Source organism: Caballeronia sp. LZ033 (genome assembly GCF_031451265.1).
In the GTDB taxonomy this organism is placed as follows: Bacteria; Pseudomonadota; Gammaproteobacteria; order Burkholderiales; family Burkholderiaceae; genus Caballeronia.
The window spans coordinates 835,550-859,940 of record NZ_JARUXQ010000004.1 but is presented as its reverse complement, the minus strand read 5'-3'; the positions used below and the strand labels follow the sequence as shown (position 1 = coordinate 859,940).

At 64.6% G+C, this 24,391-nt stretch carries 24 protein-coding genes; 15 read left to right on the top strand and 9 right to left on the bottom strand.

The window, feature by feature from the left end; all coding sequences use genetic code 11:
• Positions 1-761: 761 nt before the first annotated feature.
• From QCE62_RS31150 to QCE62_RS31120, 7 genes are all read left to right on the top strand, one after another.
• A complete protein-coding gene (locus QCE62_RS31150; protein WP_309926514.1) occupies positions 762-1,118 on the top strand; it encodes a hypothetical protein in 357 nt (118 codons plus the stop codon).
• Entirely contained in the window at positions 1,112-1,309 is a 198-nt protein-coding gene (locus QCE62_RS31145; RefSeq protein ID WP_309926511.1) for a hypothetical protein, read from the top strand. Before QCE62_RS31150 ends, QCE62_RS31145 begins: the two co-directional genes overlap by 7 nt.
• Before the next feature lie 136 nt (positions 1,310-1,445).
• Positions 1,446-1,901: a type VI secretion system tube protein Hcp gene (locus tag QCE62_RS31140; RefSeq protein WP_309926510.1), complete on the top strand. Its 456-nt coding sequence runs from the start codon at positions 1,446-1,448 to the stop codon at positions 1,899-1,901.
• 290 nt (positions 1,902-2,191) lie between these two features.
• Positions 2,192-3,403, top strand: coding sequence for a precorrin-6y C5,15-methyltransferase (decarboxylating) subunit CbiE (gene cbiE, locus QCE62_RS31135; RefSeq protein WP_309926508.1), 1,212 nt, complete (start codon positions 2,192-2,194; stop codon positions 3,401-3,403).
• 37 nt (positions 3,404-3,440) lie between these two features.
• Positions 3,441-4,175 (top strand): cobalt-precorrin-6A reductase, encoded by a 735-nt coding sequence (locus QCE62_RS31130; protein ID WP_309926506.1) that lies wholly within the window; start codon positions 3,441-3,443, stop codon positions 4,173-4,175.
• A complete protein-coding gene (cobM, locus tag QCE62_RS31125) occupies positions 4,172-4,894 on the top strand; it encodes a precorrin-4 C(11)-methyltransferase (protein ID WP_309926504.1) in 723 nt (240 codons plus the stop codon). Before QCE62_RS31130 ends, cobM begins: the two co-directional genes overlap by 4 nt.
• 7 nt (positions 4,895-4,901) lie before the next feature.
• On the top strand, positions 4,902-5,303 hold the full coding sequence (locus tag QCE62_RS31120; RefSeq protein WP_309926502.1) for a DUF4186 domain-containing protein: 402 nt from the start codon (positions 4,902-4,904) through the stop codon (positions 5,301-5,303).
• A gap of 20 nt (positions 5,304-5,323) precedes the next feature.
• Here QCE62_RS31120 and QCE62_RS31115 read toward each other — a convergent pair whose 3' ends face one another.
• Positions 5,324-6,769, bottom strand: coding sequence for an acyltransferase (locus QCE62_RS31115; RefSeq protein WP_309926501.1), 1,446 nt, complete (start codon positions 6,767-6,769; stop codon positions 5,324-5,326).
• 176 nt (positions 6,770-6,945) lie between these two features.
• Complete coding sequence (locus QCE62_RS31110) at positions 6,946-7,698, bottom strand: TerC family protein (protein ID WP_309926498.1); 753 nt, start codon at positions 7,696-7,698, stop codon at positions 6,946-6,948.
• A gap of 307 nt (positions 7,699-8,005) precedes the next feature.
• On the opposite strand from QCE62_RS31110, the gene QCE62_RS31105 reads away from it, so the two are divergent.
• The 3 genes from QCE62_RS31105 (at position 8,006) to QCE62_RS31095 (ending at position 11,500) form a co-directional block, all read left to right on the top strand.
• Positions 8,006-9,154: an OpgC domain-containing protein gene (locus QCE62_RS31105; RefSeq protein ID WP_309926495.1), complete on the top strand. Its 1,149-nt coding sequence runs from the start codon at positions 8,006-8,008 to the stop codon at positions 9,152-9,154.
• 167 nt (positions 9,155-9,321) lie between these two features.
• Positions 9,322-9,495, top strand: coding sequence for a DUF1328 domain-containing protein (locus tag QCE62_RS31100; protein ID WP_309820442.1), 174 nt, complete (start codon positions 9,322-9,324; stop codon positions 9,493-9,495).
• A gap of 151 nt (positions 9,496-9,646) precedes the next feature.
• Positions 9,647-11,500 (top strand): sigma-54-dependent Fis family transcriptional regulator, encoded by a 1,854-nt coding sequence (locus QCE62_RS31095; RefSeq protein ID WP_309926493.1) that lies wholly within the window; start codon positions 9,647-9,649, stop codon positions 11,498-11,500.
• On the opposite strand, the gene eutC is transcribed toward QCE62_RS31095, so the two are convergent.
• Both eutC and QCE62_RS31085 read right to left on the bottom strand, forming a co-directional pair.
• On the bottom strand, positions 11,497-12,282 hold the full coding sequence (gene eutC, locus QCE62_RS31090; RefSeq protein WP_309926490.1) for an ethanolamine ammonia-lyase subunit EutC: 786 nt from the start codon (positions 12,280-12,282) through the stop codon (positions 11,497-11,499). The two genes, QCE62_RS31095 and eutC, sit on opposite strands and share 4 nt — an antisense overlap.
• The gene (locus QCE62_RS31085) at positions 12,279-13,667 is read right to left on the bottom strand and encodes an ethanolamine ammonia-lyase subunit EutB (RefSeq protein WP_309926488.1); all 1,389 of its coding nucleotides are present in this window, start codon (positions 13,665-13,667) and stop codon (positions 12,279-12,281) included. Before QCE62_RS31085 ends, eutC begins: the two co-directional genes overlap by 4 nt.
• Positions 13,668-13,824: 157 nt before the next feature.
• Here QCE62_RS31085 and mnmH point away from each other — a divergent pair, with 157 nt between their 5' ends.
• Together mnmH and QCE62_RS31075 are read left to right on the top strand one after the other, a co-directional pair.
• A complete protein-coding gene (gene mnmH, locus QCE62_RS31080) occupies positions 13,825-14,889 on the top strand; it encodes a tRNA 2-selenouridine(34) synthase MnmH (RefSeq protein WP_309926486.1) in 1,065 nt (354 codons plus the stop codon).
• A gap of 34 nt (positions 14,890-14,923) precedes the next feature.
• Positions 14,924-15,973 carry a permease gene (locus QCE62_RS31075; protein ID WP_309926484.1) on the top strand — a complete coding sequence of 350 codons (1,050 nt, stop codon included), beginning with the start codon at positions 14,924-14,926 and terminating at the stop codon, positions 15,971-15,973.
• 31 nt (positions 15,974-16,004) lie between these two features.
• Here the strand turns inward: QCE62_RS31075 and QCE62_RS31070 are convergent, their stop codons facing one another.
• From QCE62_RS31070 to QCE62_RS31060, 3 genes are read right to left on the bottom strand one after another with little or no spacing between them, the layout of a single operon-like run.
• Positions 16,005-16,142: a hypothetical protein gene (locus QCE62_RS31070; protein WP_309926482.1), complete on the bottom strand. Its 138-nt coding sequence runs from the start codon at positions 16,140-16,142 to the stop codon at positions 16,005-16,007.
• Entirely contained in the window at positions 16,120-17,121 is a 1,002-nt protein-coding gene (gene cydB, locus QCE62_RS31065) for a cytochrome d ubiquinol oxidase subunit II (protein WP_309838155.1), read from the bottom strand. The genes QCE62_RS31070 and cydB overlap by 23 nt, the downstream gene beginning before the upstream one ends.
• Before the next feature lie 3 nt (positions 17,122-17,124).
• Positions 17,125-18,522 (bottom strand): cytochrome ubiquinol oxidase subunit I, encoded by a 1,398-nt coding sequence (locus QCE62_RS31060; RefSeq protein ID WP_309926481.1) that lies wholly within the window; start codon positions 18,520-18,522, stop codon positions 17,125-17,127.
• Positions 18,523-18,909: 387 nt separating this feature from the next.
• Between QCE62_RS31060 and QCE62_RS31055 the strand changes: the two genes are divergently transcribed.
• From QCE62_RS31055 to QCE62_RS31045, 3 genes are all read left to right on the top strand, one after another.
• The gene (locus QCE62_RS31055; protein ID WP_309926479.1) at positions 18,910-19,788 is read left to right on the top strand and encodes a neutral zinc metallopeptidase; all 879 of its coding nucleotides are present in this window, start codon (positions 18,910-18,912) and stop codon (positions 19,786-19,788) included.
• A 205-nt stretch (positions 19,789-19,993) separates the two neighbouring features.
• Positions 19,994-21,007: a lipopolysaccharide heptosyltransferase I gene (gene waaC / locus QCE62_RS31050; RefSeq protein ID WP_309926476.1), complete on the top strand. Its 1,014-nt coding sequence runs from the start codon at positions 19,994-19,996 to the stop codon at positions 21,005-21,007.
• Positions 21,008-21,208: 201 nt separating this feature from the next.
• Positions 21,209-22,111, top strand: coding sequence for a flagellar brake protein (locus QCE62_RS31045; RefSeq protein ID WP_309926474.1), 903 nt, complete (start codon positions 21,209-21,211; stop codon positions 22,109-22,111).
• A 41-nt stretch (positions 22,112-22,152) separates the two neighbouring features.
• On the opposite strand, the gene QCE62_RS31040 is transcribed toward QCE62_RS31045, so the two are convergent.
• The gene (locus QCE62_RS31040) at positions 22,153-22,806 is read right to left on the bottom strand and encodes a DsbA family oxidoreductase (protein ID WP_309926472.1); all 654 of its coding nucleotides are present in this window, start codon (positions 22,804-22,806) and stop codon (positions 22,153-22,155) included.
• A 133-nt stretch (positions 22,807-22,939) separates the two neighbouring features.
• Complete coding sequence (locus QCE62_RS31035; RefSeq protein ID WP_309926470.1) at positions 22,940-24,280, bottom strand: FAD-binding oxidoreductase; 1,341 nt, start codon at positions 24,278-24,280, stop codon at positions 22,940-22,942.
• Positions 24,281-24,391: the final 111 nt, after the last annotated feature.

Genomic DNA, 24,391 nt, shown 5'->3' with positions numbered 1-24,391 from the left:
TGAACGTTATCGGGACGCTGGTCATCAACGCGATCCCTTGGTCTATGAAGAACCGAGTCAATGCTGTTGGGCAAGCATTTATCCCGCTTGTATGTGTGCGGACATTTTCTTCATGCGGGCATTTGATGTCGTTACACAAAGCGACACACATACTTTCGTTATCGCGATATTTTTGATGAATGGTTTGATGACACGGAGACGTGACGCATGATGCATTTGCCTGACCAGCAGTCCTTCTGCGCGATGCAAGGCGGAACACGACTCCGCGATTTCAGCGTTGTCGAATCAGGCTGTGGCGCAGTCAAGTTGAACCGGGCAAGAGATAGGAACGTAGGAAATCCCGCGCACGTGAAAACGAGCCAGAGGTCATGAAACGGAGCACGGCCCGAATCGATTGGGTCACGGTTTTTCTGGGCGTTTGCCTGATCGCGATGTTTGGTCAATTCACCTGGATGGATATTGATTTCTATCTCGAATCCACAGTGACAGTGGGCGAAGTCGTCAAGTTGAATCACGGTGCTTATCACCCGGAAGTGTCTTTCACGACAGACAAGGGCGTAACGGTCACTTTCCCCGGAAGCAGTACCTACCGGTGGAGGTGGGTGACCGCCTTGAGGTGCGTTATTTGCGCAGCGCGCCCGGTATGCAACCGAAGGTCAACCAGACATTAAACCTGTTCGATTTCATGCCGCTCCTGTTTGGCGTGGTGGTGGTCATATCGGGACTAATGGGGAGGTCCTTGCTCAACTTCGGATCGAGGAATGATCAGTTATAGAAAGAGTCGTTGGCGATATAACACCGGTGCCAGTGTGGCTGGCGCGTTGGGTCCTTTATCTGCTGCACGCGGCATACTCGTGCTGGTCGATCCCGCGAAGGTATCCCACCAGTTCAACTTTTCCACGTTTGGAATCAATCTTCTTGGCCTGAGAATTCCGAAGCAGTTTCAGCTTCCTGAATTGCCCTTGCCTAAAGGGCGTGGATTGACCGGTTCGGGCTCCACCACGGATTTCTGGGGCGACGGCATCGTCTTTATGAACTACTCCTTCCAAGGCGACGAACTGTCCGCAGCCGTTTTGGCGGCGGCACGTTCATCGCCGAAATGGGTGGCGGCATGCTGATTGCAAAGGCTTGCATAATCATGCACATGGGCATTCCGGAGGCACTGATGCTTGCGTGCGCTGCCAGTCCGGCCTTGATCGGTATGGCGGCAAGAAACGCCAGGGCCATGATTGTCATGAAGGGTATCAGTGAGGGTTTGATTGACGGACTTGGCTTGTCGTCGTCGATCGGCTTTGTCTCTCACAGCTGAAATTGTTTGATGCGCATTACAAGTTCATTCTGTTCAAGAAAAGGAACGCATGGAGACTTTTATCCTTGTTGACGGTATCGAGGGCGAATCGCAGAGCGTGCCCAAGGCCATTGATGTCATCTCTTTCAAGTGATCATTGCATCAGGCGTCCGGCGCATCACACAGCAATGCAGGAAGCGGACCGAGGGCAACCATTCGCGACGTGGAATTCGTTCACTGCCTGGATCGCGCCAGCCCGAATTTGGCCAAGTACTGCGCCGTGGGTCAGACCATCCCTAAAGCCGCGCTGTTTTCACGTATGGCCGGAGGAACGCCACAGGAATTCATGCGGTGGAGCATGGATGACGTGAGGGTCACGGTCGTGGAACCCGTCGGCGCGGGCGGCACCATCGTAGAACGCGTCGCGCTTTCTTTTGTTCGAATGAAATACGAGTATGTCCTATTGACGAACCTGGGGCAGAGAGGCGGAACCGTCACCGCCTTGTTCGATCTCCGCAGCCAAGAGAGCATCGTCACCCGTATGCGGACCACGTCAAACAGATCGTTCGCGTTCACTTGCGCAGATTTGCCGCCTTCCGTTGCGCGTTCTTGAATCAAGCGCTGTCGCGCGCCGCCACTTCGGCTTCGATTTGATTCAGACCACGAGAAACCGGTCGTACCCATGTAATCTATGAGAGTCGATTCTTCGGGCCATCAAGATTTGACGCGCCTTCACGAAGCTCGAGAAACATAACAACCGTACCGTCCACTGCAAGGGCAACCCGGGCTCCGTTGGACCTGTATCATGCCCGCTTTTACCGACCATCCGGCCCTGACGGCCCCTCGGGCGCTTTGCTGAGCGGGTTGCCTGACAGGCCCGGATCCCAATCGAGGAGATGCCGCATGTCGACCTGGCTGACCGTCGTTGGCATCGGCGAGGACGGCTGGCACGGCCTGTCCCGCGCCGCCCGCCGCGCGCTCGTCGAAGCGCAGGCCATCCATGGCGGCGAGCGCCATCTTGCGCTGCTGCCGTCCCGTATCGCCGCGCGCCGCGTGCCGTGGCCCCGGCCCTTTTCGATCGACGCCGTGCTCGCCGGACGCGGGGACGGCAAGACCCGCATCTGCGTGCTCGCGAGCGGCGATCCGATGTGCTTCGGCGTCGGCGCGACGCTCGCGCGTGAAGTCGCCGGCGAGGAAATGCGCGTGCTGCCCGCGCCGTCGTCTCTGTCGCTGGCCGCGGCGCGCCTGCACTGGGCGCTCCAGGACGTGGCGTGCGTGTCGCTCGTCAACCGGCCGGCGGCGTCGCTGCTCGCCGACGTGCATCGCGGCGCGCGCCTGCTCGTCCTGAGCGCCGACGGCGCCACGCCCGCCGCAGTCGCCACGCTGCTCACCGCGCATGGTTTCGGCGCGAGCCGCATGAGCGTGTTCGAGCATCTGGGCGGCGCCAGCGAACGCCGTATCGACGAACGGGCCGACGACTGGCGCGAACCGCGCGTCGCCGCACTCAATCTGATCGCGATCGACTGCCGTACGCACGCGGGCCACGCCGGCCCGCCGCTGACGCCGGGCCTGCCCGACGACGCCTATCGGCACGACGGCCAGCTCACCAAGCGCGCGGTGCGTGCCGTGACGCTGGCCCATCTCGCGCCGCAGCCGGGCGAACTGCTGTGGGATGTGGGCGCGGGCTGCGGCTCGATCGGCATCGAATGGATGCGCGCGCACCGGGCCTGCCGTGCGATTGCGATCGAAGCGAACGAGAGCCGGCAGCGGCTCATCGAATACAACCGCGACGCGCTCGGCGTGCCCGCGCTGCAACTCGTGAAGGGCGAGGCGCCCGCCGCGCTCGACAGCCTGCCCGCGCCGGACGCCGTGTTCATCGGCGGCGGGTTGACCGTGCCCGGCGTGCTCGATGCGTGCTGGTCGCGCCTGCGTCAGGGCGGACGGCTCGTCGCCAATGCCGTGACCTTGCAGAGCGAGATGGCGCTGGTCGAATGGCGCGCGCGGCATGGCGGCGAACTGACGCGCATCGCCATTGCGCAGGCGGAGCCGCTCGGCAGTTTCGATACCTGGCGCCAGGCGCTGCCCATCACGCTGCTGCAAGCGAGCAAGCCATGAGCGGCCTGCGTTCGTCTTCCCGCAAGGCCGGTGCGGCATGAAGCGCATTCTCCTGCTCGGCGGCACCGGCGACGCGCTCGCGCTCGCGCGCGCACTGCCCGCCGGTCACGTCTATAGCCTGGCAGGCCTGGGACGCGTACCGGACGATCTCGCGTGCACGGTGCGCGTCGGCGGCTTTGGCGGCATCGACGGACTCGGCGCTTATCTGCGCGACGCGGGCATTGCGCTCGTCGTCGATGCGACGCATCCGTATGCCGCGCAAATGAGCCGCCACGCCCGCGCGGCCTGCGACAGCACAGGCGTGCCGCTATGGGCCGTGCGCCGTCCCGCGTGGCCTGCACAGTCCGGCGACGACTGGCGTTTCGTTCACGACTGGCACGGCATCGTCGCCGGCATCGCCGGATTCGGCCGGCCGCTGTTCACGCTCGGGCGCGAACCGCTCGCGCATCTGGACGAGATTCCCGCTTCGCAATACTGGACCGTGCGCTGTCTCGAAGCGCACGCGGGCAATGCACGCGCGCGGATCATCGATGCGCGCGGCCCGTTCACCCTCGACGGCGAACGCGCGCTGTTCGACGCAGCCCGCATCGATGTCGTCATCAGCAAACACAGCGGCGGACGCGCGACCGAGGCGAAGCTGACGGTCGCGCGCGAACGCGGCCTGCCGGTCATCATGCTCGCGCGTCCCGAGTTGCCCGCCGCCGACCGCCGTTTCGGCACCGTCGCCGATGCACTCGATGCGCTCGGACTTCAACTCTCATTCACAGCATGACCGTCTATTTCATCGGCGCCGGACCCGGCGATCCCGAACTCATCACCGTCAAAGGCCAGCGGCTGGTCCGCACCTGCCCGGTACTGCTCTATGCCGGCTCGCTGGTGCCGAAGGAAGTGCTCGCCGGTCATCATGCGGAAAAGTGCATCGATACGGCGGAGCTCGATCTCGATACCATCGTCGCGCTGTTGCACGACGCGCACGTCGCCGGCCAGGACGTGGCGCGCGTGCATTCGGGCGATCCCTCGCTGTACGGCGCGATCGGCGAGCAGATGCGCCGGCTCGACGCGCTCGGCATTCCCTATGAAATTGTGCCCGGCGTGACGGCGACGGCTGCATCGGCGGCGGCGCTCGGTCGCGAACTGACGCTGCCCGGCATCTCCCAGACGGTCATCCTCACGCGCTACGCGACCCGCACGGCCATGCCGCCTGGCGAATCGCTCGCGGATCTGGCGCGGCACCGCGCGACGCTTGCGATTCATCTCGGCGTGCGTCACATCGAGCGCATCGTCGCCGACCTGGTGCCGCACTATGGCACGGACTGTCCGGTGGCCGTGGTGTTTCGCGCGAGCTGGCCCGACGAAACGCGCATCGAGGGCACGCTCGCGGACATCGCGGAAAAGGTGCGCGCGGCGGGCGTCGAACGCACGGCGATGATTCTCGTCGGCCGCGTGCTGTCCGCCGACGGTTTCGCCGACTCGACGCTCTACGGCAGCTGACCCCGCCATGCGCGATCTCGACGCCGTTTTTGCGGCACTCGCCCGGTCGGCGTTCCGGCGGCGCTTTGCGCTCGGCGTGCGGGAAGGGAAGTATCTGGGCGCGAAGGGCATGGAGACGGTGCTCGCGCAAGCGCACGACATGATCGGCAGGCGTCTCGCGCCGCCGCTGCCGCCCAACGACGGAAAGCAGACGCCGATGCGCGGGCATCCGGTGTTCATCGCACAGCATGCGACGGCGACGTGCTGCCGCTCATGTCTGGCCAAATGGCATGAGATCCCGGCGGGCCGGGCGCTGGATGCCGTCGAGCGGCAGCATGTGGTCGATGCTATCGAACGCTGGCTGCGGGCGCAGCCGCTGCCGGAAGCGTCGCGGTCCGAGCCTGAGGCGCGTCAGCGCAGCCTGTTCTGACGGTCAGCGCGGCGCGTCGGTCAATTGCTGCCGATTTCCAGTCCGACCTGGGCCGTTCGCGCAACAGTGACGAAGCCCCGGTGCTCCAGAAACACCGTCTGATGGCTCGGACGAAGCAAAAGATCCGGCGTCAGCTTGAATGCCACGACGTCATCGGACTTCCACATTGGAATTCGTTCACCGCCAATGACGGCCACCGTACCCGGAGGCAAATCGCCGTTGATCTTCATCCAGATCGGCGTGCCGGCGGGATCCAGGTGGGCGAGATCGATGATCCTGGGCCCGTAATCGACGATCTTCGTTTGCAGCGAGACGACCGGCAGCGCGTTGCGAAGGAAGAGCTGGTTCATGCCAAGCGGCACGAGAAGCACTGCGCACGCGATCGCCATGGACATGGCGATACGCGGAGATTTCGATCCGTCGCGATGTCTGCGTCCCAGCGCCACGAACGGCTTTTCGATCAGATACCAGCTCGCCGATGCGACCGCGACGGTGATCGCAAACGCGATCAGGAAAAAAGCCAGCGGCGACATGTTCCGAACCACGGTCTGATCGAACAGGTATCGGCCCACTGCCAGATGGTAGAGGTAGATCCCGTAGCTGATGCGGCCGAGGTATTGCAAGGTGGGACGGCAAGCGATCGCTATCGCAGTCGGCGAGCCGTCCATCCAGGCAATCAACGAGGCTGTCAGGCAGCCAATGGCCGTGGGCCACAGAACGATTCCATAGGCCCAGTGACCGGTGAGGTCGCCGGCGAAAACACACATCGTGAGAACGGCGCCGATGCATCCTGTGACGACATGAGGAAAAGCAAGACCTTGCTGCCTTCGCTGCTCGAATAATGCGAGCAGTGCACCGAACGCGAGGCAATCGACGTTGCTGGTCAAGGAGTAAAGCGTTGCTTCGACGTTGTGTATGTGTCCGTAGAAGAAGAGTCTCGACACGGGCGCAGCGACGATCATGGCGCAGCAGACCTTCCACAAGATTCGGCTCGGCAGCAGCGTGATGAACGGCCACACCAGATAAAACTGCTCCTCAACCGAGAGCGACCAGAAATGGATTGGAAATCCGTCTCCATGGTTGAGCGAGAAAAAGAGATTGGAGAGAAATGCGGAGTGCCAGAGTGCCTCCGACCCGCTCATTCCAGGCCAGATCAGCAAATAGAATGCGATCGAAAGGTAATAGATCGGCCAAATACGCAGCGCGCGCCGGGTGTAAAACGCGACGACATTGATCTGGCCTTGACCTGCGTTGCGTTCGCGCAGCAGCCCACGCGTAATGACGAAGCCGCTGATCACAAAGAACATGTAGACGCCGGCGTGTCCCCAATTCACGGGGCCCATGATTTTGGGCGCCCAGTGACTGATCAGGACGGCAATGACAGCGACTGCGCGAAGTGAGTCAATCTCGGGACGGTAGGGTCTGGCCTCTGTCTGGACTATTTTTGTATTTGCAACTGTCGCCAATTGAATCTCGCCGTCTGGAATTATCGTTTCGGCGGATTCTACAATGACTTAATACAAAATATTACCTGGCCCGGTTGCTTTTATTTCCTTGTGCGAACGCTCGGAAATTTATTCGGACGCTGAACTAAGCCTGGCACACCGCCAGAGTCCGCTAGCATGCGCCCGTCTGGAGGCTCTCAATCCCTTGCTGCGCCTGCCTTGCGCGTCTTCGCGCGCCGCGCCAGCATATTGAGCGCCTCCACCAGCGCCGAGAACGCCATCGCGGCATAGATATAGCCTTTCGGCACATGCGAGCCGAAACCTTCCGCAATCAGCGTCATGCCGATCACGAGCAGGAAGCCGAGCGCCAGCATGACGATGGTCGGATTCCGTTCGATGAACCTCGACAGCGGCCCGGCCGCGAACAGCATCACGGCGACCGCGGCGATCACCGCGACGAACATGATCGGAATGTGCTCGGTCATGCCGACCGCGGTCACGATGCTGTCGATGGAAAACACGAGGTCGAGCAGCAAAATCTGGCCGATCGCCGAGAGCGGCGTCAGACGGCCCCCCGCGTTCGCGCCGGCGTGGTCGTCGGCGTCGTGCGTCACGTGATGACGGATCTCGGTGGTGGCCTTCCACACGAGAAACACGCCGCCCGCGATCAGGATCAGGTCGCGCCACGAGAATCCGTGCCCGAAGGCTTCGAAGATCGGCGCCGTGAGCCGGACGATCAGCGCCACCGTGCCGAGCAAGCCAAGCCGCATCACGAGCGCGAGGCCGATTCCCAGGCGCTGGGTGCGTGCCCGGTGCGCTTCGGGCAGCTTGTTGGTCAGGATGGAAATGAAGATGAGGTTGTCGATGCCAAGCACGACTTCCATGACGACGAGCGTCGCGAGCGCGGCCCAGGCGGCAGGATCGGCGAGAAGGGCGAAGAGATAGTCCATGCGGTGCGGGCCTGGTCAGGGATTGACGTCAATGGCGGAATGCTAACCTGCTCGATTGCAGAAATGAAAGGAACCTGAAATATTAATTCGTATCGAAGCGCCACACGATAGCGATCTTCAGCGGGCCGGGTCGTGTCTTGCGACTAAATATGGCCAACTGGCCACAAATACCGGATTTGAAACGGATTTTTGCATCTCTTGAGAAGCGGTTGAGCTCGGTTTACGGGTAAACTCCAACCCTCTCGAGCCGGCTGAAAATCCGGCCGTCCTACACTTCCCGACTTCCGGGAAAAAACGCCACTTTCGCATGCAGGGAAAATCACAACGTCTCGTCGAGCTGGACTTCTTCAGGGGATTGGTTCTGCTCATCATCGTCGTCGATCATATCGGCGGGAGCATGGTGTCGCGCTTCACCCTGCATGCGTTCGCGCTCAATGATGCCGCCGAAGTCTTCGTCTTTCTTGGCGGCTTCGCCACCGCCACCGCCTATGTCTCGCTCGCCGAGCGCCGTTCCGAAAGCGTCGCGCGCCGCCGCTTCGTGAAGCGGGCGTTCGAGCTGTACCGCGCCTTCCTCGTCACCGCCGTATTGATGCTGGCCGCGTCCTTCCTGTTGCGGCCGTTCTTTGGCCACGCGCCGAATCTCGCGCTACACGATCTCGACAGCCTGATGGCCGAGCCGGTCTCGTCGATTGCGCAGATTCTCACCTTCGAGCGCCAGCCGTACCTGGCCGCCGTCCTGCCGATGTACGCCCTGTTCGCGCTGGCCGTGCCGCTGATGCTGCCGCTCGCGCGCAGCAAGCCCTGGATCCTGCTCGGCCTGAGCCTCGCACTGTGGGCGTGTGCGCCGGCCATCGGCGAATATCTGCCCTCCGCCGAAGACAACCTGTGGGACTTCAATCCGGCAGCCTGGCAGCTGATGTTCGTGCTCGGCGTGCTGGCGCGCTGCCAGCCCGTGTACCAGCGGGTGAGCGCGCATCGTTTCGGCTGGATTGTCAGCGCGGGCACTGTCGCGCTGATCGCCGGCATGGCGTATTACAAGCTGCTCGTGCTGCCCCCGGTGCTGGACAGTGCGTTCAAGCGTGACCTCGCCGGGCCGCGAATCGTCAATTTCCTGGCGATCGCGTGGATCTGCGCCAATCTGGCGCGCTATGGCGTCGTGAAGGCGATCGCGAACCGCTTGCCGTGGATCGGCGCGGTGGGGCGCGACGGCATGGTGGCATTCGTCGCGGGGACGGTCATTTCGCTGGTCGTCGATTCTGTCCTGTTCACGCTGACCGACGGCCTCATCAACGTGCCGGCCGGGCTAGCCGCCGATGCGCTCGCCATCGGCGCGCTGCTCGCCGTGCCGCGCGTGCATCAAGCCGTGGCGGGCTGGCTCGGCAGCCGTCGACCGCTGCCCAAACCGGCGCCGGCAGCAGCGCCAGCTCGCGTCGCCGCCGATACGCGCGGGCGTTGACAGCAGCAACGAGCCAAAAAAGCGGGCAATCTTCGCCCGCTTTTTTGGGGATTGACCAGCAACTAACCGTCTTTTTCGCAACGCACCATCAGATTGATGCGGAAAAGCATGTGCGGCACGCTGCTTGCATGTACACCGGCCATCACGACAAAAAAACCGGAATCGCCATGCTCAAACTTGCCATCCTCTTCGCGATCATCTCCGTCGTTGCGGGCCTTTTCGGCTTCACACGCGTTTCATCGGGCGCGGCGGGCATCGCCAAGATCTGTTTCTTCATCTTCCTGATCCTGTTCGTGATCTTCCTCGTCATTGCGATATCCGCAGGCTCGCTCGTGCTGTAGCGCCAAGGCGGCGCCATGCCGCTTACGCGTGCTTCCTCGGATCGACCCGTGTCCCGCCGCAGTGTTACATTGCGGCGAGGAGACAGTCACGCGGCGTCGGATGGCACCAAGCCCCGCCCACGGCCGCGCTGAACCGACAAGGAGGAAGGCGATGCAGCACGCCATCGGCGCGGCCTTGCAGCCCGCGCAGCGCGATCTCATCCGTCATTCGCACGAGCGTTCGGCCACTTTCGGGCTGTGTGAAACGATGCGCCCCGATTACGTCGTGCTGACCGGCGCGCAACTCGCCGTCAAGCTCGACGAGAGCCGCACGCTGTGCGCGCACGCGCTGCCGGTCATCGAGACGCTGTACGCCCAGCTTGCGAATACGCACAGCATGATTGCGCTGACGGACGCGGAAGGCCTGATCCTGCATTCGTTCGGCGATGACGACTTTCTCGCCCGCGCCGAAAAAGTCGCGTTGCGCGCCGGCGCGATCTGGAACGAAGCGCATCAGGGCACGAACGCCATCGGCACGACCATCGCGGAGCGCACGGCCGTCACCGTTCACGGCGACCAGCACTACCTGCGCGCGAATCATTTTCTGACCTGCTCGAGCGTGCCGATCCTCGATCCGCTCGGCAACCTGTCCGGCGTCCTCGACGTCACCGGCGACCGGCGCGGCTATCACCAGCACACGATGGCGCTCGTCAAGATGTCGGGACAAACCATCGAGAACCGGCTGATTTCGAGCGCCTTCGAAGACAAGCCGCGCGTCCGTTTCCACAGCCGGCCCGAATTCATCGGCACGCTGATGGAGGGCATTGCCGTCTTCGAACTGGACGGCCGTCTGCTGTGCGCGAACCGCAGCGCGCAGTTCCAGCTCGGGCTTGATTTGCGCAGTCTGCGTGCGCAGACGGCGGAGACGCTGTTCGGCGAGGGTGTCGAAACGCTGATCGGGCGTCCCGGCGACGCGCCGCGGCGGCTCGTGCTGCACAGCGGCGTCGGCGTGTTTGCGAGCATCGAGTTTCGCGGCCGGCCGTCGACGAGCGTGGCCGTGACGGTCGCCGAGCCGGTGTCGTCGGCGCTCGCGGCGCTCTGCACCGGCGATGCGCACATGCAGGACGTCGCCGGACGCGTCCGCAAGGTGATCGGCAAGAACATTCCAGTGTTGATCGGCGGGCCGACCGGCGCGGGCAAGGAAATGCTCGCGCGCGCGATCCATGCCGATTCGCCGCGTCGCGCGGGCCCGTTCGTCGCGGTGAACTGTGCGTCGCTGCCGGAGACGCTGATCGAATCCGAGCTGTTCGGCTATGTGCCGGGCGCCTTTACGGGCGCGGCCAAACGCGGCGCGACCGGCAAGATCGTGCAGGCGAACGGCGGCACGCTGTTCCTCGATGAAATCGGCGACATGCCGCTCGCACTGCAAAGCCGTCTGTTGCGCGTGCTGCAGGAACGCGTGGTCGAGCCGCTCGGCGCGGCGCGCGGGGTGCCGGTCGATTTCATGCTGGTCTGCGCGAGTAACCGCAAGCTGCGCGATTGCGTCGCGCAGGGCGCCTTCCGCGAGGATTTGTATTACCGCGTCAACGGACTCTCGGTGACACTGCCGCCGCTGGCTGAGCGAACCGATCTGCGCGCGGTCGCCGACAAGATGCTGCGCGACGAGCGATTCATCGGCCGTCCGATCGAGATCGATCCGGCCGTGCTCACGCTGTTCGCGCGCCATCCCTGGCCGGGCAACCTGCGGCAGTTGAGCAACGTGCTGCGCACGGCCTGCGCGATGCTCGACGACCACGACACGCACATTCGCGTAGCCCATCTGCCGCACGATTTCGTGGATGAACTCGATGCACTCGGTGAGATAGAACCGGCATTCGCACCGACGCTGCCCTCAGGCGGGCGTCTTGCCGACATCGAAGCCGGCGCGGTCGCGGCAGCGCTCAAGGCGCACGGCGGCAATGTATCGGCGACGGCGCGCGAACTCGGCGTGTCGCGCACGACGGTGTATCGCAAGCTGCGCGGCTAGTTTTCGAGTGCGTCCGAACTGTGAGGCGCGGGCAACGCGCCGCTGTGATCCTTCAGCCCGACGCCGGTCAGTCCGAGGCGGCGCGCTTCGTTCAGCAGCCACATCAGCTTGTGCGCGGCGGCGTCGTAAGGCAGGCCCTCCGGGCGCACGTTGGAGATGCAGTTGCGCTCGGCGTCGTGACGGCCGGCGCGCGGCTCATACGTGACGTAGAGCCCGAGACTGTCCGGCGAACTGAGTCCCGGCCGTTCACCGATCATCATCACCACCATCCGCGCCCGCAAGCGTTCGCCGACGGGATCGCCCAGTGCAACCCGCGCCTGCGTGGCGATTACCACGGGACCGATGCGCCAGCCTTCGAGACGTGGCCGCAGGCTCGCGAGCAGCGGCGCGACGTGGCGCTGCGCGGCGACAGCGGACAGTCCGTCCGCGGCCACGAACACCAGGTCCGGTGCGTCATGCAGGGTCTTCGCGTACTCGGCGAGATGCGCCTCGCCTGCTTCCCCGGGCATGCGCCCCAGGTCGGGACGACGCAAATAAGTAGCGCGATCGGGCGCCGCGCTCGGCACATCGAGTGTGTCGAATCCTGCGGCGCGGATGGCCTCGGCAAGCGCGCCGGTATCGAGCGGCTGGTGTACCGCGTCGCGCGCCTGCGCGTGCGCGAGTTCGAAGGCGAGCAGCGGCGCGGTCGGCAGGCTGCTGCCCGCGCGGCCCAGCGCGATGCGGGCATTCGTGAAACGCCGCAACGCGTCCCACGGATCGTCCTGGCGGGGTGGCGTCGTCATGCGTCGATCCAGTCGAGCAGTGGTTGACGGGGCGCGCCTGATGGACGCGCAAGCAAACCGCCCTCTGCATCCGTAACGCGCATTCTGGCGAGCCACGCTTCGAACTCAGGCGCGCGCTTGAGGCCGAGCAGCCGGCGGACATACAGCGCGTCGTGAAACGAGGTGCTTTGATAGTTGAGCATCACGTCGTCCGCGCCCGGCACGCCCATGATGAAATTCACGTTCGCGGCGCCGAGCAGCGTCAGCAGCGTGTCCATGTCGTCCTGATCGGCTTCGGCGTGATTCGTGTAGCAGATGTCACAGCCCATCGGCACGCCGAGCAGCTTGCCGCAGAAGTGATCCTCCAGTCCCGCGCGAATGATCTGCCGGCCGTCGTACAGATATTCCGGACCGATGAAGCCGACCACGGTATTCGTCAGCAGCGGCTGGAAGCGGCGCGCCACGGCGTAGGCACGCGCCTCGCAAGTCTGCTGGTCGACGCCGTGATGCGCGTTCGCCGACAGCGCGCTTCCTTGGCCCGTCTCGAAGTACATGACGTTGTCGCCGACCGTGCCGCGCCCGAGCGACAACGCCGCGTCGCGCGCCTCCGCGAGCAGCGCGAGCGACACGCCGAAGCTCGCATTGGCGCGCTCGGTGCCCGCGATCGACTGGAACACGAGATCCACCGGCGCGCCTTGTTCGATCGCCGCGAGCGTGTTGGTGACGTGCGTGAGAACGCAGGATTGCATCGGCACGTCGTAGCGGCGGCGGAAGTCGTCCATCATCGTGAGCAGCGTGCCGATGGCCGCCGGCGAGTCCGAGGCCGGATTGATGCCGATGACCGCGTCGCCGCAGCCGTAGAAGAGGCCGTCGAGCATCGCGGCGGCGATGCCTTTGGGATCGTCGGTCGGGTGATTCGGCTGGAGGCGCACGGAGAGATGCCCCGGCAGGCCGATGGTCGTCCGGAAGCGCGTGACCACCGGGCGCTTCTTGGCGGCGAGGATCAGGTCCTGGTTGCGCATCAGCTTGGACACCGCCGCGGCCATCTCCGGCGTGATGCCCAGGGTGACGGCTTCGAGCGCGGCGGTGTCGGTGCTGTCGGCGAGCAGCCATTCGCGGAAGGCGCCGACCGTCAGATGCGCGATGGGCGCAAAGGCTTCGCGCGAATGCGTGTCGACGATCAGCCGCGTGACTTCGTCGTCCTCGTAGGGGATCAGCGGTTCGTCGAGGAAGGCGGCGAGCGGGACCTGCGCCAGCGCCATTTTGGCGGCCACGCGCTCTTCCTCGGTGGCGGCCGCGAGACCGGCGAGCTCATCGCCGGAGCGTCGCGGACTGGCGCGGGCGAGCAGCGTCTTCAGGTCGTCGAAACGGTAGCGGCGCACGCCGATCGTCTCGTGATAGCTCATCGCTTCTCCTTGCACGGTGCGGACGGTCCTGCGATACGGCCACTGTAGCCGCTTCGCGCCCGCCTGGGGCGGCGGAGAAAAAAGAGCCCGCCGGAAGCGAATCCGTGCCCATGCGATAATTTTTCGCTTCAGTCAGCCGCCGCGCGCCCCGTTTCCCGTGAAAAACCTGCTTGTTCCTCTCGACCGCCTTGGCGATTTCGATGAAATCGTCGACGTCCGCACGCCGCTCGAATTCGCCGAGGATCACATTCCCGGCGCCATCAACGCGCCGGTGCTCAGCAACGAGGAACGGGTGATCGTCGGGACGATGTACAAGCAGGTTTCGCCGTTCGAGGCGACCCGCGTCGGCGCGGCGATGGTCGCGCGCAACATCGCGCAGCATCTCGATACGCTTTTCGCAGACAAACCCCGTAACTGGCGCCCGCTCGTCTATTGCTGGCGCGGCGGCAAGCGCTCCGGTTCGATGACGACCTGGCTCAACCTGATCGGCTGGCAGGCGCGTCAGCTCGACGGCGGCTACAAGACTTACCGGCGCGGCGTGATGGAGCGGCTAAGCGAACTGCCGCGCCAGTTCCGCTATGTGGTGCTGATCGGCCATACGGGCAGCGGCAAGACGCGGCTCCTGACAGCGCTGCACGGGGCGGGCGCGCAGGCGCTTGATCTGGAAGGGCTGGCGGCGCATCGCGGGTCGCTGCTCGGGGCGTTGCCGGGGCAGCCGCAACCGTCGCAGAAAGGCTTCGATTCGGCGCTGCTCGAGGTGCTGTCTTACTTCGACCGGACCCGGCCGGTGTTCGTCGAGGCGGAAGGGCGCCGCATCGGTTCCATCACACTGCCCGACGCGCTGCTCGACAGTCTGCACGCGTCGCCCTGCGTGGAGGTTCGTGCGCAGCGGAAAGACCGCATCGCGTTTTTATTGCAGGATTACGCCCATCTGTTCGACGATCCGGCCTTCTTCAAGACGCAGCTCTCGAAGCTGGTTGCGCTGCACAGCCGCGAACGCGTGGCGCATTGGCACGGGCTGATCGACGCCGATGCGCGCGCGGAGCTGTTCGGCGAGCTGATCGACCGGCATTACGATCCGGCCTACGCGCGCAGCAGCCAGGCGCTGTACCGCGAGTTGCCGCACGCGGCGCACGTGCTGTTCCGGCCGAACGACGAAGACAGTATCGAACAAGCGCATGCACTGCTCGCGCAGCTCGCCGAAACCACGCCCGCACTCTGATTCCAACTTCACACTCGAAACAAGAAAACACGTTATGACCACGCTCCGACAACCTCGCGTCGCGCTCGGCTGGATGGTGTTCCTGCTGATCGCCGTATTGGGACTGTTCTATGTGAAATGGTTTCCGTACTACAACCGCGCGTTTGTCGCGGCGAGCCAGCATTCCATCGGCAAGTCCATTCTGATGGGCACGGCCGCGAATGCGCCGACGCCTTCGTGGCAGGCCGCGCTCGATTACGCGCTCGCTTATGGCAAGGCCATCTGGCAGGCCATGGTGCTCGGCCTGCTGCTCGGCTCGGCGGTGCAGGCGCTGATTCCGCCGCGCTGGGTCGCCCGGGCGCTCGGGGAGCATAACTTCGGCAGCGTGGTGAACGGCGGGCTGATGTCGTTGCCGGGCATGATGTGCACGTGCTGCGCGGCGCCGGTCGTCGCGGGCCTGCGGGCGCGCGAGGCGGCGCCGGGCGCGGCGATCGCGTTCTGGCTCGGCAATACCGTGCTCAATCCGGCCGCGCTGGTGTTCATGGGCTTCGTGCTCGGCTGGCAATGGACCGGCCTGCGCCTCGTGCTGGGCGTGTTGATGGTGTTCGGGCTCGGCTACGCGGTGAACCGGATGGTGACGCCGGCACAGGCGGCGGCATCGCGCGAGTCGCTGGCGAAGCTCGTCGAAACCGACGACCCCGGCACGGCGTTTTCGCGCTGGCTCAAGATTCTCGGCCGCATGACCTTGCGGCTCATCCCTGAATACATCGTGCTCGTGCTGCTGCTCGGCGCGGCGCGCGCGTGGCTGTTTCCGCATATCGGGCCGGATATCGGCAACGGCTTGCTGTGGATCGCGGCCTTCGCCGTGGCTGGCACACTGTTCGTGATCCCGACGGCCGGTGAAGTGCCGATCATCCAGGCGATGCTGTCGCTCGGCATGGCTGCCGGTCCTGCTGGAGCCTTGCTGATGACGCTGCCGCCGGTGAGCGTGCCGTCGCTGGCGATGCTCGGGCGATCGTTTCCGCCGCGCGTGCTGGCGTTCGTGACGGTGGCGGTGGTGGTGTTCGGGATCGTCGGCGGGGTGGTGGCGGCGGGGGTGTCTTGAGGGGGTGTTTGTCGAAGACGACACCCCGCCCTCAATGAATCGCCGCCCCCGCCTTGATCAGCAGCTTGAACGGCAGCGCGAGCAGCATCGCGCCGCCCACGCCCGCCACCCACAGCGCCACAAACCAGAACAGCTTGCGCGCGCGCTCAGTGGTAATGATGTTCGCCATGGCGCACCTTTCCTCTGAATACCCAATAGCTTAGCGTCGTGTACGCGATGATGACCGGCAGGATCACCGCCGCGCCGACGATCGTGAACAACTGGCTCGAATGCGGCGCGGCCGCGTCCCAGATCGAAACCCCGGGGAAGATGTCATGGGGCGAAATGCTCGCGACAAGTCCCGCATAGCCGAGCAGCACGAAGCCCAGCGCGACGGCGAACGGCCGTGTCTCGTGACGCGATTCGATCGAACGTCTCATGGCCCACGCGCACGCCGCGACCAGCACCGGCACGGGCAGCAGCCGGTAGAACAGCGGCGAGTCGAACCAGCGTGACGCAATGCCGGCGTCCTGCAGCGGCGTCCAGATACTGACGACGGCGATGGTCGCGAGTTGCAGCAGCGTCAAAGGCCAGACGACGCGATACATCCGCCGCTGCAAATCGCCTTCGGTCTTGGCGATCAGCCAGCACGCGCCGAGCAGCGCGTACGTCACGACAAGCGCGCCGCCGGTAAAGAGCGCGAACGGCGTGAACCAGCCGAAGGGATCGCCGGCAAAACGGCCATCGGCGACGGGAATGCCGTCGAGAAACGCGCCGAGCGCCACGCCTTGAAAGAAAGTCGCGCCCGCCGATCCGCCGATGAACGCCAGATCCCACAGATGCCGCGTGCGCTGCGCCTTTGCGCGAATCTCGAACGACACGCCGCGAAAGATCAGGCAGACGAGCATCAGCACGAGCGGCAGATAGAGCGCGGACAGCACGGTCGAATAGACCATCGGGAACGCGGCGAACAGTCCCGCGCCGCCGAGCACGAGCCAGGTTTCATTGCCGTCCCAGACCGGCGCGACGGTGTTCATCATCACGTCGCGGTCGTGCTGGTCGGGAAAGAACGGGAAGAGAATGCCGATGCCGAGATCGAAGCCGTCGAGCACCACGTAGAGAAACAATCCCAGCGCGATGATCGCGGCCCAGGCAAGCGTGAGGTCCATGTCTTAAGCTCCTTCGATGGACTGATGCGGAAGGCTGAGCGGCCGGCGCGCGGTGCCGTCGGGCGTCTCCGTAGGCGAGCCCGGCAGCGCGGGCCCTTGCCGCAGCAACTTCAGCAAGTAGTAGATGCCGGTGCCGAAGACGATCGTGTAGACGATCACGAACGCCAGCAGCGACACGCCAACCTGTTGCGCAGTAACGGGCGAGACGGCATCGGCGGTGCGCATCACGCCGTACACCACCCACGGCTGGCGGCCTGCCTCGGTCGTGATCCAGCCGGCCAGCAGCGTGATGAAGCCGCTCGGACCCATCGCCAGCGCGAAGCGATGGAACCAGCGCGCCTCGAACAGCCGGCGCTTGCGATGCAGCCACCACGCCGCGAACGACATCAGGATCATCAGCACGCCAAGACCCGCCATGACGCGGAAGGTCCAGAACACGAGCGTCGAGTTCGGCCGGTCCGCCTTCGGAAACTCTTTGAGGCCGCGAATCTCGCCGTCCCAGCTGTGTGTGAGGATCAGGCTGCCGAGATGCGGAATCCGCACCGCGTACTTCGTGGTTTCGGCTTCCATGTCGGGAATGCCGAACAGGTTCAGCGCCGTGCCGCCTTTCTCCGTGTCCCAGATGCCTTCGATCGCCGCGATCTTCGCGGGCTGATGTTCACGCGTGTTGAGACCGTGGGCGTCGCCGACGAGCGCCTGGATCGGCGTCAGTGCGAGCAGCAGCCAGAGCGCCATCGAGAACATCTTGCGGATGGCGGGATCGCGCCGGCCTTTCAGCAGATGCCATGCGCCGGTCGCGGCGACGACCAGCGCCGCGACGATGAACGCCGCAATCGCCATGTGCGCGAGCCGGTACGGGAACGACGGATTGAAGATGATCGCCCACCAGTCCACCGGCACGACGTGATCGCCTTCGATGCGAAAGCCCTGGGGCGTCTGCATCCAGCTGTTCGACGCGAGGATCCAGAAGGTGGAGATGAGCGTGCCGATTGCGACCATCAGCGTGGCGCCGAAGTGCGCCTTCGGTCCGACCTTGTTCCAGCCGAACAGCATGATGCCGAGGAAGCCCGCCTCGAGGAAGAACGCGGTCATCACCTCGTAGGTGAGCAGGGGGCCGGTGATCGGGCCGGCGAAGGTCGAGAAGCCGCCCCAGTTGGTGCCGAACTCGTACGCCATCACGACGCCCGACACGACGCCCATGCCGAACGCCACGGCAAAGACCTTCGACCAGAAGAGACACAGCTCCTTGTAGACGGGCTTGCCGGTCTTGAGCCAGGCGCCTTCGAGCACCGCGATGAAGCTCGCGAGCCCGATGGACAACGCCGGAAAAATGATGTGGAACGAGACAGTGAACGCGAACTGGAGCCGCGCCAGATCGAGTGCTTCGAGAGTCGAATGCATGATGCCCTGTGCCTTGAATGTCACCCGCGCCCGGATGGTCGGGCGTGTGTGTTCTTGCCGATTCAGTCGTGTAACGGGGCCGAGCTTAGCGCCAATCGCAAAAAATGTTGCGTTGCGTCAGCGATCTTGCTGCGCGCGCAAATGCCGCAGTTTCAAGGGCTTGCAGGCGCTATCAGGTTGATTCTCCGATGCTTTTCGGGCACGTTTATCGTGCGCTGCGGCATGAACGCGCAGGGGCGTTCGCGACAATCGACCGCACGACCGGCGAAGCCTGTGCGAAAGGGCTAAAAGAACTGAGGCGGCGTCATCACAAACCGCGCGATTCGGCCGGGTACGATAATGGCTATCGCAGCGCGCGCGCCGCGCAGACAAACAAGGAGAGATACGATGCGCCTCGATGACGAAGCAGAAAGCCGCAATGTCGAAGACCGGCGCGGCGGCGGAGGCGGCGGCTTCCGGGTAGGCGGTGGATCGATCGGCATTGGCACGATCATCGTCGCGCTCGCGGCTTCGTACTTCTTGGGCATCAATCCGATGACCATCATCAACGGCGCACAGGTCCTGCAGGGCAACGCGCCGCAGCAGCAGGCAGCGCCCGCCAGCAGGCAGCCCGCCACCGATCCGGGCGCCGTGTTCGTGCGCAAGGTGCTCGGCAACACCGAGCGCACCTGGCAGCAGATCTTCCACACACAGTTCAACCAGGACTATCCGGCACCCACGCTGGTGCTGTTCTCCGGCGGCACGCAGACGGCCTGCGGCACCGGACAGGCGGCCATGGGTCCGTTCTACTGTCCCGCGGATCGCAAGGTCTACATCGATCTCTCGTTTTATCGCGAGTTGCGCGACCGCTTCGGCGCTGGCGGCGATTTCGCCCAGGCATACGTGATCGCGCATGAAGTCGGGCATCACGTGCAGAACGTGCTCGGCATTTCAGACAAGGTCGATCAGGCGCGCACACGGATGTCGCGCGCGCAGGCCAATGCGCTGTCCGTGCGCGTCGAGTTGCAGGCGGATTGTTTCGCGGGCGTATGGGCCGCAGTCGCGCAACGGATGAACGCGCAACTGATCGAGCCCGGCGATTTCGAGCAGGGATTGAACGCGGCAGGCGCGATCGGTGACGATCGGCTTCAGCAGCAGTCGCAAGGGCGCGTCGTTCCGGAGGCCTTCACCCACGGCACCAGCGAGCAACGGCAGCGCTGGCTGCGGCGCGGGCTGTCGACGGGCGATGTCGGCCAGTGCGATACCTTCTCCGCACGCTCGCTCTGAGTTGCGGTCACGCTGCGCGATTTGGACTATTCTCGATACGCGCGACGCACGCAAACCGGCGCGAGCGGGCGGAACTTACAAAGGCTGACAATGCCGCTTTCCCAATTTCATTAGAATCGCTGGTTTTGCGGAGCGCGGCTCACTGCGCCGCCTGCGGCGGCCCATTCCCGCGCGCCGCCGGCATCCGAGCACTCAAGACTCTTCCATGAAGCGAATTCTGATCGTCAAAGTCACGTCGCTCGGCGACATCGTGGAGACGCTGCCCGTCGTTTCCGACCTGCGGCGTGCCTTTCCCTCCGCAAAAGTCGACTGGGCCGCCGACGCCGCCTTCGCCGACATCATTCGCTGGAATCCGGGTGTGGACCGCGTGCTGAGCGCGCCGCTGCGCAAGTTCAAGAAGGCCCGCAACTGGAACGACCTGAAGGAAATCGGCGCATCCATCAGCGAACTGCGTGCCGAGAAATACGACGCCATCGTGGATATCCACGGCGTCTACAAGAGCGCGATCATCGCGTTCATTGCACGCGGGAAGCGGCGCTTCGGCTATCTGAACCAGGATCTCGGCGAGCGTGGCGCGGCCTTCGCGTATAACGCGCGCTTTGGCCCGCGTCCGCATACCGATGCCTGGCGCGGCATGCGCGTGAGCGTCGCCGAGGCGCTCGGCTACACCTTCGACGAGACGCCCGACTACAACGTGCGTCTGCCTGCGCTCGCGTACAGCCTCGATATTCCGCGCGACAAGCGCATCGCGATGCTGTTCCACGCCACTTCGGCCGACGTGAAGAAATGGCCCAAGGAACATTGGGGCGAAGTCGGGCGCTGGCTCGTCGCGCGCGGCTATACGATTGCCTTGCCGTGGGGCACCGAGCGCGAGCGCGGCGAGGCGCAGGCGATTGCGGCTATCGTGCCGGGCGCGATCGTGCTGCCGAAAGTGACGGTCGAGGAATGCGCACACTGGATCCAGGCGTCGGAGCTGGTGGTCGGGACCGATACCGGTCTCGTGCATCTCGCCCATGCCATGCAGCGCCGCACGGTCATGCTGTTTGCCGCGACATCGCGCGAGCATTTCGGCATCGATGCGCCGGGGCGCTCGGTATCGGTCGGCGATCACGGCGCGCCGCCCGACGTGCCGCAAGTGCTTGCAGCCATCGAAAGCGCAACGAACGGCGCGCCGCAAGCGGTATCCGGCTCGGCGGAAACGGGTGCGATGCTGCGCTAGAGCCGCGACGAGGACGAAGCGTGTTGCGCTGAGTCGTGCCCCATGTTTATGCGCATAAAACTACAATCTCAAATTGTTGTGTCATCAACGTGGCGTTTTTTCCAAAAAATTGGTGCGCCAACGTAAAAGTTGCCGTTTGACTCTTGACGGCGAAGGGTTCAAGACAGACGATTACGAAAACACTTAAGAATCGTCCTAAAGATGACCGAAGAAACCGTACTGGAAGCGCGCCAGTCCCTGGTTCGTCTGTGGCCGGCCGAGATTCCGCTGAATGCAGCGCTGGACTGGCCGATCATGTCCGCCGATGGCGCCGTGCTGTTCGATGCGGGCGCTGTCGTGCCGGACGTCGCGGCGCGTGATTTCATGTTCCAGCACTTCGAGCCGCATCGGGCGGTTCAGGAACCGGCGCGTGCGGTGAGTCAGGACGCGGATGTGTCCGGCGATCAGCCTTTGTCGCTCGACGATATCGGCCTGACGATCGGCGCGCGAGTGGGACTGCGCGGCACCGGCGGGACAGGGTCTGCGATGTATGCGAGCCGCGTGATCGGTTTTTCGACGCCGCGCCGTAACGGCGAGCGCTCGCTGTTCGTGACGCAGCCGTTGATGACCGGCTTCGATCCGCTCGATCTCAATGTCGGCGAACAAGTCGATCTGGTTGCGCTGACCGGGCGCGGCGTATTCCGTTTTGCCTGCACGGTCGATGCGATCTGCCGCGAGCCGTTCAACTATGCGGTGCTTTCCGCGCCCGGCGCGATCCGCCGACTTCGCACCCGCAAGTTCGCCCGGATGCCCACGCGTCTTGCTGCGCACTTTTCGGCTCATGGTTCGACGGATGTGCCGGAACTGGGGCGTGTCAGCGATATCAGCCCGTATGGCATGTCGCTGACGGTGGCGAAGCCGGCTGCGCGCATCGGCGACAAGCTGGCGCTCTCGTTCCAGTTCAGCACCGATGGCGTGGACGTGAAGATCGACACGATTGCGATCGTCCGGCATGTCGGCGCACCGGAGCCCGGTACGGGTCACGTGGCCTACGGGCTGGAATTCGAATCACTCGAGCCTTCGCAGCGCATCGCGCTGAAGTCGTTCATGGCCGAGCACAGCTGAACCGCGCGCCCGGCCCGCGTCTCGTGCATGCCGGCCGGCGATCAGTTGCCCGGGAAGCCGTCGGGAAAGAGCCGCTCGACTGCGGCTTCGAAATGCTGCACCGGGGCGGCGCCACGCAGCGCGATAGGAGGCGGTGCTTCCTGACCGGGCGCCGGCTCGCGCGACAGTACCGCGAACGGCACGCCCCCCACACCCAGCTTCTTTGCGAACTCCTCGTCCTCGATCACGAGATCGGTGTAGGTGCCGTCGTCGAGCGCTTCTTCCAGCAGTTCGGGATCGACACCGCATGCGGACGCGATATCGAGCAGTGCATCGGTATCGCCGATGTCGATGCCTTCCTCGAAGTACGCCTTGAAAATCGCGCGATGCACGACGTCGAAGCGGCCCGATTCGCGCGCGAACAGGGCGGCTTCGAACGCCTTGCGGCTGCGCGGCGTGACGGGCGGCATGCGCATGGTGACGCCGCGCTCTTCGGCGAGCGGCTGCACTGATTTTTCCCAAGCCTCGACGATCGTGTCGCTATTGGGATCCAGCAGGGGCGCCGGCTCGGGGCGCAGTTCGAACGCATGCCAGCGAATCTCGACTGCATCGCCATAGGCGTTGCGGAATTGATCGAGCACGGGCGTTTCGAGATAGCAGAACGGGCAGACGAAGTCCGACCACACGTCGATATACAGAACAGGCGTGGATGCCATGTGAGCCTCAAAAGCGAACGGCGCGGGATGCGCCGTCTTGTGAACCTGGGCCGGCGTCATGTGCGACGGGCGTTGAACCGATATGGTAGCGCGGGACGATTGCGGACGTGCGACACGCATGGCAAGCGTGGCATCAGAATCCGCCGTCGATTTCTATCCTACTGCCATCGAAAAAACGTGACAGCCGGAAGGCGTGCGGATTGACGATCGGCCGGTCGCGCGCGACGAGATCCGCCATCAGTCTCCCCGCGCCCGGCCCGATGCCGAATCCGTGTCCGGAGAAGCCGGTCGCGATGAAGAGTCCTGGCTTGCCGTCCACGCCCGAGATGACCGGCACGGCGTCAGGCGTCACGTCGATATAGCCGGCCCATGCCTGCGCTTCCCGGATCTGCGATAGCGCAGGGTAGATCGCGCGAAACTCCGCGAGGGCCTTCGCGTTGAAGGACGGATTCGGCACGGGGTCGAGCGTGCGCACGAGTTCGAAGATCGTGGGCTGGTCGAGCGGCCAGCGGCGCGGCATGCGCAGCCCGTCGAGGAAGCGGGCGTTCAGGCCGAGCTTGATCGAACCGAACTGGCTTTTCAGGGCGGGGAGGAACTTGAAGAACAGCCGGAAGCTGTCCGGCGTGATGTCGTGATCGCTGTGGAATGCATTGGCGATGGTGTAGCCGCCATCGAGCCGCTTGCGATAACCCACGTCCCGGTTACAGGCGCTCACCTCCGGCCCGCCTTCGATGGGCGCCGTGCGCAGGACCGAGGAGCGGACCAGCAACTGCGGAACGTCGACGGCGAGACTGCCGGTGAAATAGCGCGTCCACGCGCCGCCGGCTACCACCACGCTTGAGCACGCGATGCGGCCGAGTTCCGTCACCACGGCGCTGACGGCGCCGCCGCTGGTTTCGACGCCGCGCACAGCGCATGGCATGAGCACTTTCACGCCGCTCTGGCGCAGTGCGGCGGCCATGGCGGGTACTGCGCGTTGCGGCTCGGCGCGGCCGTCCGAGAGCGTGTAGATGCCGCCCGCGAAGCGGCGCGCGGTGCCTGGCATCAGCGCAGCGGTTTCGTCCGCCGAGACCATGCGCGAGTCGAGCGCGTCGCGCCCGACGAGTGCCCGCGCGCGTTCGAGCCAGGCTTCGTGATCGGCGAGGGCTTGTGAGTCGTCGGCGGCGTAGAGGATGCCGCTCGTGCGAAAGCCGGTGTCGATGCCGAGTTCCGCATCGATGCGCCGCCACAACTTCAGGCTTTCGAGGCTCAGTTCGAGCTCGCGCAAGTCGCGGTGCGTGGCGCGGCACCAGCCCCAGTTGCGGCTCGACTGCTCGCCGGCGACTACGCCCTTTTCGCAGACCGCGACGGAGAGGCCTTTGTCGGCGAGCGCGCGCGCCGTGCTGACGCCGATGATGCCGCCGCCGATGACGACGACGTCGACGCGGTCGGGCAGGGTGCGGTCTTCGGGGATGGTGTCGGTGGGTGGGCCCATTTCAGGTGGCTTTCCTTATGACTTTGGCGGCAAGTTGGGTGGATTGTTCAGCCACGTCGTGATTGACGTTCTCGCCAGGGTGATAGTCGGCTCTGACTCGTGCATTGCGAA